Raw genomic sequence first — 12,623 nt, forward strand, 5'->3', positions numbered from 1 at the left:
GTAATTCATGGGACATCCATATGTACAGTGCTCTCAGGGTCACCTCCTTTAATGGAAATCAAATGCTAGAATAGATGGTTTATCGTTGTGATCTTCAATATGTTTGGTAGAAGTTGCAGGAAGGCATAGTTGTAGTGAAAGAGGATAGTTCATTCATTTAACAGAGTTGGAAAGTGATTACAAAGAGAATATATAACATTTTATTCCACTATAGCAAGAGAAAAATATAAAATACAACATTTTCAATATAAAGAGTTCTGTATTCTTTTGTAATTTTTTTTACATAGATTTAATAGAAATAGTCACTTTTTTGAATTGAACTATGGTAAAATACTTCAGGATTTGAAATTGGAGAGGGGTTTGGTTTACTCATGTCTTGGAAAAAAGTTTTGGGGAAAAGCACCATTCGTGTGGCTGCTGCTACATTATTACTCACTCAGCTGTTCGGCGCAGCCGGTTCCGTTTCTGCCGCGGGTAAAGATGTAGAAGTACATTTGATAGGAATCAACGATTTCCACGGCCAACTGGATACAACATCTATGGTTGGTGATAAGAAGGCAGGTTCTGCTCCAATTCTAGCAACCTATCTCAAAGAAGCTAAGACCAAATATGAGCATTCCTTGCTGTTCCATAACGGCGACTCGGTTGGTGCATCGGCTCCAGTCTCATCTATGGATCGTGACGAGCCTACCATGGAATGGATGAATATGATGGGATTCGATGTGGGTTCCCTGGGCAACCATGAATTCGACCAAGGGATCGCTGCGTTGAAGGCACAAATTTTTGGTGGTCTTGATCCAAAAGAAGGTAAAGTAACCCATGCTGGTGCGAAGTTTGATTATGTGAACGCAAACGTGATCGAAAACTCCACAGGTAAACCCCTGATTAAACCGTATGTGATCAAAGAAGTAGGTGGCGTCAAAATCGGATTCATCGGACTCGTGACGAAATCAACGCCAAACAAAGTATCTCCAGCAGGTACAGCAGGCGTACGTTTCCTGAGCGCTGAAGAAGAAGTTGAAGCTGTTAATAAATATGCGAAAGAATTGCAAGGCCAAGGCGTTGAAACGATCATCGTTCTGGCACATGACCCAGCATCGACCAAAGAAGGGGTAACTACTGGAGAAGCGGCTGATCTGGCAAAAGCATTGCCTGCAGATTCTCCTGTTGATGTCATCGTTGCGGGTGACAATCACGCTTTGGCGAATGGTGTCGTGAATGGCAAGCTGATCGTGCAAGCGTACTCTTATGGTACGGCGTTTGAAGATATCAAGCTGATGATCGACCCTGTTACGGGAGATGTAACTGAAAAATCGGCTACCGTGACAACTACTTTCCAAGAGGGTGTAAAAGAAGACCCTGAAACTCTTGCGATTATCAAAAAGTCTTTGGACAAGCATCCTGAGCTGACGAAACCAGTAGGTACAACAGATGGTTCTATCTTGCGTGCAGATGCTTACAATAAAGAAACTCCGATGGGTAACTTGATTGCTGATGCGATGCGTCAAGCGGACTTTGGGGATAAAGCAGGCAAGGCTGACTTTGCCTTTACGAATCCGGGTGGTATCCGTGCAGACCTGCCAAAAGGTGATGTAACCTTTGCAGACCTGGCTAAAATCCAGCCTTTCGGCAATACACTTGTGAAGCTGGAGTTAACGGGTGAGCAAGTGAAAACATTGTTGCAACAGCAATGGGGTATGAATGCAGATGGTACACCAAACACCAAAACATTACAGCTCGCTGGTTTGAAATACACAGCCGACTTCAGCAAGCCGGTTGCTGAACGTGTAACGGCTCTAACGCTGGAAGACGGTACACCGATTGATCCTGAAAAATCATATACTGCTGTTGTGAACAATTTCATGGCCGCGGGTGGGGACAACTACAAAGTCCTGCTGGATGCCAAATCATCCTTGGCTGGTCCAATCGATCTCGATGTGTTCTACAAATACATCATAGATACATTTAAGGGCGGCGAGATTCAAGCCAAGGTCGAAGGACGTATTACCAATCTGGCTGCAACTACAGAACCAACAGAAACACCGGCACCAGTGAGCAATGAACCTATTTCCCGTGCTGAATTTGTCACTGCACTCGTGGATATGCTGAAGCTTAACGCCGTATCTACAGCACCTGCTTTCAAGGATGTTGCTGCGAATGCTGCATATGCCGATGCCATTGCAGAAGCTACGAAAGCAGGATTTATTCAAGGCTACGGCGGCAACTTCTATCCTGAGCGTGATATCACTCGGGAAGAGGCAGCAACGATTTTGGCAAAATTGGTGAACAGCCCGGCATCCGAAGCGAAAGCGGCAACGATCATTGCTGGCTTCGAGGATGGAAAATCGGTGGCTGCTTACGCGGTGAAGCCACTAGCGAAACTGATTGATAAAGGCATTTTCAGTACAACAGACAAAAAAATGCTGGAACCTAAGCAAGGCCTTTCGATGAATGATGCCAAAGCATTAATTCAAAAAGCAACGGCGGCGAAAGCTTCCTGATCATCACCTGCAAACCACTCGCTAATCCAGCGGGTGGTTTTTTTATAAGGCAAATACACTTTTTCAGCCTTGTCCACGTCTATCCCTCACCAAAACCGCTCTATTGCATCTAATAAACTATCAACAATAAGGAGGTTTTGAGAATGGGAAATCGTAGACCAACAGGTGGGTATGATCCGGTTCAGATCTATAACTCTACTTCGTTTAATGCGTATGGGACGGTCGAGTATGCGTCTATCTTCTGTAGCAATGACCGTTACAGTGTTCAACGTGAAGGGACTTGGCAGTCTTCGGGACGTGGTGTTTGTCTGGTGACTCGAATTACTGCTACTGTGATCACACCAAGTGGAAATATTGAGGCAGAACCGTACACGTCATCTGGAACATCCTATAGCCAGTTCGCGATTATCCAGGTGGGCCCGAACCAGTTCCGGGTCACGCGTGTAGTAAGTTCGGCTAGACGCCGCCGGAAATGTTAACGATATCGGCATCCCATTGAACAAAGAAAAGGATGTTAAGAAGCGACTCTCCGATGAAACTATGGAGAGTCGCTTCTTTTAGCGTTTGATTGCATGCATCACTAACGGATCAGCTTGTAAAAACCAGTATCTTTTGCAGAAGCAATTCGTCTCGAATGGGGATGCCTTGTTCAGAAACGAGAGGAATGCTTGGTTTCAAAGCTCTTGCTTTTGCTACTGCATCCGGGTAGATTTGAATAATCTGGTATCCCTTTTTCTGATAAAAAAGGAGTGCGTGAAGGTTGTCATTTGTGGTGATCAGCTGAATATGTTTCCGTTTGGCTTGCCGAGCAGTGTCCTCTACTTTCGCCAAAAGGGCTGACCCAATTCCCTGATTTTCGTCCAGGCTATCCAGAGAGATCACTTCGCAATGATCTTCATGCATAACGTACGTAATATAGCCTCTGATTTCTCCATCTTCATTCATTACTGCGTACCCGTTCAGCTTATCACTGTGATAGACCCCTGTTGAGATGACCATCTGAGGACTCCCCCAATGCTCAGCAAAAAAATCATTCCGTTTTGTATCCGGGATTTGGTGGCTTTCCATAATTCTCATATGTATTCTCCTATTTGAATCGCAATTTTACTATTCATATTATAAAGCATCTCAGTCCCTATCGAAAAGTTAAAGCGACTGCCCAGATCAACGGGGAGTCGCTTCTTGGCTCGTGTAAATCCTCGTATTAATGCTTCTGGTACCACAAGATTCGGCGATACATCGCAGAGTCTTTCAAGCGCCTGAAAGGACGCAGGTCAGGGCGGTAATTGCCTTCAATGATCCAGACGCGGCCGTTTTTATCGATGCCAATATCAAAACCGATTTGTCTCAGATCAGGGTATTGAACTTCCAGACTCCGGGCAGCCAGCAGAGCTGTACGCTCGACTTGAAGGAGCAGTTTCCGTCCACCAACACGTGCTAATTGCAACGCTTTGAGCACAGGAATGGTACGGTTGGTCACATTAGTCACCAGATATCCGCGTGAGGCGATTTTGGCGTAGGAACCGGTTACTTTCCAAGGGGACGAGTTTGCTTTTTGACGCTGAACCATGATGCGAAGATCGAACGGCCTTTGCTGAATGCGAGCTAAATATAGACGTTGCTGGATGATATACTCACGATCCTTGTTTAGTTGATCAAACCAATCCTGTAAATCACTCTTGTTTTGCATGGTAATGATATTATTCTCGTTTTGAATTTGGTAAGTGCCTGTCTTCAGACGCCGGATGAACACAATATCTCTGCCATAACGTCCGTCGCAGGGTTTCAGCACGACACTTGAATGTTGTAACAGCATATGGTGCAATGCTTCATTTTCCAGCAACTGTGTTTCGGGTAGTCGCCTGGCGAGTAAAGGTACATTGCGAAAGGCGCGATACTGCAGCCATTTGTCCCGTTGAAATACCATTAACATCACAGCCTTTGATCAGGGTCTACGACTCTCTTTATTATTTTAATTCAAACCTGTCTCTGGCATAAGCCGCCATTCGTCTAAAAATGAGAATCGCTGTCCTTTTCACCAGCTACAAAAAAACTTTATAAAGCTATACGTGTTGTCATAGATAGATATAAAAAGCTGTGCTACACTATATCGCATAAGTTAGTGAATTATTTCACAATACAACATGAGGGGAAAAGATCTCAGTGGAACTGACAAAGAAGAGATGGATTATTCTGATTGCGAGCTGCTTTATTAATTTATGTATTGGCTCCATCTATGCATGGAGTGTATTTGCTGCCCCGATGGCCGCTTATCTCAGTGGTCTCACAGGGCGTACATTGACACCCGGGGATTTGGCTATTGCGTTTACCATCTGCAACTCAGTTGGACCCATTACGATGATATCGGGCGGATGGATTAATGACAGGTTCGGGCCCAAGAAGGTCATTCTGGTTGGAGGAATCTTGTTTGGGGGCGGTATGATTTTATCCAGCTTTGCAACGTCTGTAGGTTTTCTGGTATTTGCTTACGGGATTGTGCTTGGTCTGGGAACGGGAATGGTTTACGGGTGTACGATCAGTAACTCCATCAAGTTTTTCCCTGACAAACGCGGATTGGTTGGTGGCGTAACAACAGCTGCTTACGGGTTAAGCTCTGTGATCATTCCTCCGGTAGCCAATATTTTGATCAGCAACTCTGGTGTAACCTCAGCATTCATGATGATAGGGGTCGCTTTTCTTCTTATTATTTGTGTGGCTTCGTTCTTTATTGAAAAATGTCCAGCCGATTTCGCACCTTCAGGATGGACACCTAATGCTGCCCATATCAGCGGCGCGCCAAAAGAAAATAAAAACTGGAAAGGTATGCTTGCAAGCCCGATCTTCTACGTGATGATCCTGCTGTTGATCAGCGGAGCTTTTGCCGGACTGATGTGTACCTCTCAAGCCTCACCTATCGCTCAGAAAATGGTTGGTTTGTCGGCTGCGGCTGCAACAACAGTTGTATCGATCTTGGCACTGTTTAATACAGGTGGCCGGATTCTGGCTGGCTATATATCAGATAAAATTGGCCGAATCAATACCCTTGCCATTACCTCGCTTCTGTCCGTGGCCGGCCTGATCATGCTTTATTTTTCAGGAGAGAACAGTGTAGGTACATTTTATATGGGCATTTCCATGATTGGTTTAAGCTTTGGTTCTTTGATGGGGGTATTCCCCGGCTTCACGGCGGATCAGTTTGGAGCCAAAAACAACAGTGTGAATTACGGGATTATGTTTATCGGATTTGCGCTGGCTGGCTATTTTGGACCGTCAATCATGAGAAGTGTGTATAGCGCGGATGGCAGTTATCAGAGAGCCTTTGTGATTGCAGCAGTCTGTGGCCTGGCCGGATTTATTCTGACCTTTGTATACAAGTGGGCTGTCAGATTTCAGAGTAAAAATGTGAATAACAACCACAAAGTGACCGTTTGAGCAAAGGCAACTCCTTGGTATTTATGATTCTTACGGCGATGAATACGGGGATTCTGCTGGACTGGATATGTAATAAAACCTTATTAATTTGCTGTTGTGTAGACCATATGACAAAAACCGAACCGCCCGTTTAATAGACGGGGGTTCTTTATTATTTTTAAGGTAGCTGAATGATTAATATATCAGAGTGATATAGTCTGTTACGACTAACATATGTACATGAAAATGTAAAACTTTTTTACCATTAGATTACAAAAATTCTCGTTTACGCCCCACCTTTTCGATGGTATACTCTCCTATATTCAAGGAAGATATTAACGCTAATATACGCCAAATTTTCATGAAAATATGTCGAATTGGGGCTCATTTCGGATGATTATAGCACAAGAAAAGGACGAAACGATCATCCTCATTCCTTCGCTGGAACCAGATGATAGACTTTTATCCTATGTACGTCAGTTGCGAGACTACGGTTTTACGAAATTGGTCATTGTAGATGATGGTTCTGGCGAGAAATACCAGCACATTTTCGAAGAATTAGAAGATAATGGATGCACTTTGTTGCGACACGCACACAACCAAGGGAAAGGCGAGGCGCTGAAGACCGGATTTCGGTACATAGCACAGCATTATGGACAGGCTCACTACGTGGTTACTGCGGATTCAGATGGGCAGCACGCTGCAGAAGATGTGTATCGGATTGCTCAGGAAGCCAAGCGTCGTCCGAATGACTTACTGCTCGGCGTGCGAAATTTCAGTGAGGGCGATATTCCGCCTAAATCGTTGTTTGGCAATCGGATGACGTCGTTTATTTTTGCGCTGTTATATGGAAAAAAACTGTCGGATACCCAGACGGGACTTCGTGCCTTCGGCACAGGGCTATTGTCATTTATGCTGGATGTACGCGGCAAGCGGTTTGAATATGAACTGCAGATGCTGATCTCCTGTATTCAGTCGGGTATCGCTATTCATACGGTACCCATTCAGGTCATCTATGAAAATGGTAATGCGGGTACCCATTTCAAAGCCATTCAGGATAGTGCCCGGGTAATGGGGGTGCTGTTCTCGAATTTCTTTCGTTTTATATCTTCGTCGGTTGCCAGCTCTGTCGTTGATTTGGGCATTGCCTGGTTTTTGATCGATTTCCTGCGCCCCATGATGGGGGATCAGCATTACTTAAGAATTTTGCTCGCAACCGTGATTGCCCGAGTCATCTCGATTGTCGTGAATTATGTCCTGAATCGATATTTTGTGTTCCGCAAGGAAGACAGCAAGGGTAGTCTGTGGCGTTACTTAACGTTGTGTGGCCTGGTTATATTGTTGTCGAGTACAGGCGTTTATTTATTCCATACCCTATTCCTCGTGGATGAGAAGGCAGCGAAATTCGTCTGTGATGCCATCCTGTTCCTGCTAAGCTTTCAACTACAGCGGAGGTGGGTATTTGCAGCAAGGAGGAAGCAGCTGTAGTGCAAAACGAGAAAAGGCAAAATGTATTTTTTATCATCACCATGATTCTCATGACCATCTATCTGATCTGGCGTATGTTCTTTACGCTGCCATGGGGAGAAGGGGTGCTGAACGTCATCTTTGGCATACTGCTCATTTTGGCGGAGGCGGTTACGGTCGGCACGACCTTTGAGTTGTTTTTTCAAAAGATGCAAAAAAAACGGGCGCAGCTCGATTTTCCGGTGATCCCGGATGAATATTACCCGCACGTCGATGTATTTATAGCTACACATAACGAACCCGTTGACCTTTTATATAAAACGGTGAATGCCTGTACGTTTATGGATTACCCGGACAAGTCGAAGGTACATATCTACCTGTGTGATGATGGCGCACGGCCTGCGGTAGAGGAACTGGCGAAGCAGTTCGGCATCGGTTATCTAGGGTTTCCTGGTAATAAGGATGCGAAGTCCGGCAACCTGAACAATGCACTGAGCAAGACATCGTCTCCACTCATTGCAACCTTTGATGCAGATATGATCCCGCAACATACGTTTCTGATGAAAACCGTACCCTATTTCATGCTCTCCACATTTATCGAAGAAAATGGGGAATGGCGCCTTCGCCGTGAGGAGGAGATCGATCCAAACTTTAAGCTGGGGCTGGTACAGACCCCGCAAAGCTTTTACAATCCGGATCTATTCCAGTTCAATCTGTATGCGGAGCAAGGTATTCCGAATGAACAGGACTTTTTCTCGCGCGAGGTTAACATTCTGCGCAATGCGTCCAATGCGGTTGCGTATACGGGCAGTAATACAGTGATTGCCCGGCAAGGGATGGTGGATATCGGTGGATTCCCACTGAACACCATTACGGAGGATTTTGAGACAAGCATCCGTTTGCAGCAAGAAGGGTATATCACGTATGCGACGCAGGAGGTTCAAGCTGCAGGACAGACGACGACCACGATTCCGAGCATGATCAAACAGCGGATACGATGGGCGAGGGGCATCATTCAGAGCTTGCAAAATACGCGTGCACCGATCTCCAGAAAGTTGCCTTTCTGGACGAGAGTGACCTATGTGAGCAGTTTTTTATACTGGTGGTCTTTTTTCAATCGGCTGATCTTTATCTTGTCTCCCATTCTGTTCGCTTTATTTGATTTCCAGATCGTAAATACGACCTTCTGGCAGATTCTGATCTTCTGGTTGCCATCGTATTTCTTCTACAGTCTGTCGATGCGTTATCTGTCCAGTAATATACGGAACCAGCGCTGGAGTCAGGTCATTGATACCATCTTCATGCCGTATCTGATCTGGCCGGTTATTCTGGAGACTGTAGGTATCCGTGAGCGCAAGTTCAAGGTGACGAATAAAAATCGTTCAACCGGACGCGAGTGGATTGCCTCGATGAAATATGCACTGCCGCATATTTTTCTGGTGATCCTGTCCATCGCTGCGATTATTCGGTACGTGAACGGCAAGTACGGCATTGCTTTATTTTTCAGCAGTATTATCATCTTCTGGCTCGTTCACAACATGATTGCCTTGTTCTATGCACTCTTCTTCATGATCGGGCGGCGAGCATACCGGGAGAATGAACGGATACGGGCGCAAGAGGATGTAATCATCCGTTATCTGGACAGCACGCTACGTTACGAGGCCAAGACAGTGGATCTTTCGGAAAATGGCATCGCGTTTTATGTGCCGTACCCGATTTATCTACCGGAGAAGAAGACGATCTCTCTGGTCGTGCAATCGAGTCGATACGAAGCTAATCTGGATGCGGTTATCGTGTATGTCAAGGCAGATGGCGAAGGATGGCGCTATTCCGCAACGGTTAAACCGCTCAGTGAGACGGATAATCGGCAATACATGCAGCTCATCTATGACCGGAAGCATTCACTGCCGGAGCAAATGAATCTATGGGACACTGCATATGACGATATGTTGCGTAATGTGAAAAAACGGATTGTGCGACCCAAATCAGATCAGCGGAAGATGCCAAGGCTTTCCCTTCATCTTCCCGTTACGTTTACGAATCATGCGAGCTGCACACTGCTCAGCTTTAATTATCGTTTCTTCTCTGCCACGAATCTGCAAGGTAAGATAGCAGAAGGGTCGGAAGTTACCTTTTACACGGAAAGCAACATTGAAGTGGTCTTAAAACATACGGGAAAAACAACGGCAAACAAACGTGAAGTGCTTCTCTCCGTAGAGAATATCGATGAGATCTTGGGGCGTGGTTTGATTGATCAGTTACTGAGTGATTTGATTCTTCCACAAGCTGAGCGGTTCACCAAAGAGGGTTAGGAGAGATAGACATGCTGTTTTTGCTTCAACTTGTGATGGGCATTTTACTCATAGTATCGATGATCGGTTATATGCAGTTTGTCCGTAAGGTGATGTCCATCCGGTGGGAGTTCATTCCGATATTTGTGTTCTCGGCTATCGCCTGTATCGTCTATTTTGCCGGATTAGCAGGACAGCTCTTCACGGGCAGCATTGTTGTGCTAGTTACAGGCTTACTGCTGTTTAGAGGTAGAGTGATACATGCTTTGTACCAGAGTAAACGGGGCTCATGGTCTTTTTCATTTTCGTTATTTCAATTAAGTTTTCTAAGCGGGGTTTTCGTATTTCTGCTCATTCTGTTCCACACGGAGCTGACTCACTACGATAATTTCTCGCATTGGGCGATTGTGGTAAAAGAAATGCTGAGCACCAATGCGTTTCCAACGCCGAATTCGGACCTGATTGAGTTTAAAAATTACCCGCTCGGCACGTCGTCGTTTATATACTACATCTGCCGCTTCATGGGACACACTCAACCGATTATGCTGCTGGCGCAAGGGCTGCTAATCTTTTCCTGTTTCTATGCGATGTTTGGCATCGTGTCAGAGAAAAAACGGTTCCTGTTATATGCTTTTCTCGGGTTAGGTTTATCGACCTTGTCCTTTTTCAACCTGACGATCCGTATCACCAACCTGCTCGTAGATTTCCTGCTTCCAATTTTTGCACTCGCGATTGTGGCGGCGATATACCAGTATCGTCATGATCTGAAGCGAGCTTGCATCATTATTCTGCCTCTGGCGGGTCTGCTGACGGTAATCAAAAGTACAGGCATCATTTTTGCTGCCGTGGGGCTGATTTTTCTCGTATATATCTGGCTTACGAATAAGCAACGTGCGAACTGGAAGATTGGACTCGCTGTGCTCGGTACGATTGCAGGGGCGTTACTGCCGTATTTCAGTTGGAGCTGGCGTATGGCAACGGTATTCCGCGGTGTGAATAACAAGTTCGAGGGAGCAGCCGCGGCCCTGAAGTCGGGTAAAACAGCAGAGCAAAAGTGGGACATTCTTGTGCTCTTCTTGAAATCCAGCGTGGATATTACATCCAGACCTGTGCTGGGTATTGTTATTTTTGAAGTTGCTGCGATCGCTGCTTCGATTGTGGCTCACGTGGTGCTCAAGAAGAAGTGGAATCTGTGGAAAGTGCTGATTGCACTGAATGTGGTCGTGGTACTGTACTATGCCGGAATTCTGGCACTGTATCTGTTCTCCATGCCTGTGGATGAGGCTGTCCGACTGGCTGGGTTCGAGCGTTACGCATCAAGTATCGTGGTGTTGTTCGCTGGTGGACTGGTGCTCTGTGCAGCTGTTGATATTGAGCGTACGTTCCATTACCGCATCGGTGAGGTTCCTGATTATCAATCATTCAAGACGGTACAGACGAAGAGGCATTATCAACAGGGAATCATCGCGTGTATGGCACTCGCGGCAACAACCCTCTTGTCCGAATATAACGGTATGATCTCAATCACGAGAACGTACGACAAAACCCTTCCCTACGAAGTTCATACGGTGACAGGGGATCGGTGGTATACCGGCGGCAAAGAGGATCGAAGCAAGTATTTGTTTTATGGTTCTGACCGAGATCAGCAGGTGACAAGTTATTATATGCAATACGTAGGTAGATACTTCTTATACGCTCCCAATGTGGACGGTATCGTGCTGTTCTACGAGGATAATATGGACAACTTGCTAAGTAACTACGACTACCTTGTGGTGATTGAGACGGATCTCAACGCGAAAATGTTACTGAAAAAGCACTACGGCATTGATATGCAAAAAGGGATCTATAAGATCACCCGATCCGGTGATCAGATTACGCTGACATTAACCTCCGTTTAAATGAAGCCTACTACCCAGTGATCCAAGGCACGTTTCCTTTATCAAAAAAAGGAAGCGTCCCCGTCTTATGATCACGCTATGGTAGTAACCAGGACAGACTAAAAAAAGCTCCACTCCCATGAAACCGGTGAGTGGAGCTTTTTGATATCCTAGATAAAGACCTAACTTCTGCTTAGGTAGCCTTACCCTCGGGTTTAAGTTTTCGCATAAAGGCTTCGATATTATCAATCAGCAGCTTGTTGTTTGGTGAATCGGTCCGGGTAATCATCTCTTTCACCGCATGGACAAATGAGTTCAGGTCAGTCGTGTCAGCCTGTTCAAATCGGTTCTTGGCGGGCAGGTTACCCGCAGGGCGAGTCGCATCCTCACGGTATTCTTTGATCCATGCTTGATTCGTGGATGCCTGTTTCGCAAAGTTCTGTAGAATGCTGCTCCAGTCCTTGTTGTTTACGATGGCGTCTTGCAACATATCATAGGTCTGAGGCTGGAATTTGCGCATCATGTAATTAAGATCCACGTAATCCTCCGGTGCACCAACCGGCCGTTGTGGTGGTGTATTATACTGAATTTGTTTCGTTTCGGGGTTAATCGTTCTGGTTGTGGAGATCGCTCCAATCTGGCGGATCGTATTCATGAACTCGGTGGCCTGATCGCCCTTCATGTAGTTGTCCGCTATGTATTGTGCTTGAGTTAGACCAAGTTCGAGTAAAGCGGATCGATGGCCCTCATCTGTTACTTCCGTAATCAGATTAGATTGAATGATGCCATACACCGTTTCTTTAACCTCGGAAGATTGGCCCTTAAGCAGACGTTCCAGTGACTCGTTGATCTGAACGGTGCCAAAGTAAACGGCTGAATGGTTCACGACATCCGAGGAGGCAAGCTGCCGGGAAGCATTACTGATCTCTACGGTATCTGTGTCATGAGACAAATCGAACTTCCCTGTAATCATCGTTGGTTGATTTGATGGATTCGCTTGTCCTGTGCGTTGTTGTGAATGAGTGTAGGCATTGAGGTCAAACGGCGTTGTGCTTTGAACCTTCATTCGTAAACAC

At 45.7% G+C, this 12,623-nt stretch carries 9 protein-coding genes; 6 read left to right on the forward strand and 3 right to left on the reverse strand.

Annotation, left to right across the window (positions count from 1 at the left end; genetic code table 11):
• The first annotated feature begins 371 nt into the window (after positions 1-371).
• Both FS818_RS23155 and FS818_RS23160 read left to right on the forward strand, forming a co-directional pair.
• Positions 372-2,501, forward strand: coding sequence for a 5'-nucleotidase C-terminal domain-containing protein (locus FS818_RS23155; RefSeq protein WP_145335094.1), 2,130 nt, complete (start codon positions 372-374; stop codon positions 2,499-2,501).
• Between the two features lie 143 nt (positions 2,502-2,644).
• Complete coding sequence (locus FS818_RS23160; protein ID WP_090923530.1) at positions 2,645-2,980, forward strand: hypothetical protein; 336 nt, start codon at positions 2,645-2,647, stop codon at positions 2,978-2,980.
• Between the two features lie 109 nt (positions 2,981-3,089).
• Here the strand turns inward: FS818_RS23160 and FS818_RS23165 are convergent, their stop codons facing one another.
• Both FS818_RS23165 and FS818_RS23170 read right to left on the reverse strand, forming a co-directional pair.
• A complete protein-coding gene (locus FS818_RS23165) occupies positions 3,090-3,578 on the reverse strand; it encodes a GNAT family N-acetyltransferase (protein WP_145335096.1) in 489 nt (162 codons plus the stop codon).
• Between the two features lie 127 nt (positions 3,579-3,705).
• Positions 3,706-4,434, reverse strand: a complete 729-nt coding sequence (locus tag FS818_RS23170; protein WP_145335098.1) for a YheC/YheD family protein — start codon at positions 4,432-4,434, stop codon at positions 3,706-3,708.
• A 230-nt stretch (positions 4,435-4,664) separates the two neighbouring features.
• Between FS818_RS23170 and FS818_RS23175 the strand changes: the two genes are divergently transcribed.
• From FS818_RS23175 to FS818_RS23190, 4 genes are all read left to right on the forward strand, one after another.
• Complete coding sequence (locus FS818_RS23175; protein WP_145335101.1) at positions 4,665-5,933, forward strand: L-lactate MFS transporter; 1,269 nt, start codon at positions 4,665-4,667, stop codon at positions 5,931-5,933.
• Positions 5,934-6,305: 372 nt separating this feature from the next.
• Entirely contained in the window at positions 6,306-7,400 is a 1,095-nt protein-coding gene (locus FS818_RS23180; protein ID WP_186375574.1) for a bifunctional glycosyltransferase family 2/GtrA family protein, read from the forward strand.
• On the forward strand, positions 7,400-9,691 hold the full coding sequence (locus FS818_RS23185) for a glycosyltransferase family 2 protein (protein WP_145335105.1): 2,292 nt from the start codon (positions 7,400-7,402) through the stop codon (positions 9,689-9,691). The genes FS818_RS23180 and FS818_RS23185 overlap by 1 nt, the downstream gene beginning before the upstream one ends.
• An 11-nt stretch (positions 9,692-9,702) precedes the next feature.
• Positions 9,703-11,568 (forward strand): hypothetical protein, encoded by a 1,866-nt coding sequence (locus tag FS818_RS23190; protein WP_145335107.1) that lies wholly within the window; start codon positions 9,703-9,705, stop codon positions 11,566-11,568.
• A 172-nt stretch (positions 11,569-11,740) separates the two neighbouring features.
• Here the strand turns inward: FS818_RS23190 and FS818_RS23195 are convergent, their stop codons facing one another.
• Positions 11,741-12,613, reverse strand: a complete 873-nt coding sequence (locus tag FS818_RS23195; protein ID WP_145335109.1) for a hypothetical protein — start codon at positions 12,611-12,613, stop codon at positions 11,741-11,743.
• Positions 12,614-12,623: the final 10 nt, after the last annotated feature.

This window comes from Paenibacillus xylanexedens, assembly GCF_007680605.1.
Taxonomy (GTDB): Bacteria; Bacillota; Bacilli; order Paenibacillales; family Paenibacillaceae; genus Paenibacillus; species Paenibacillus xylanexedens_B.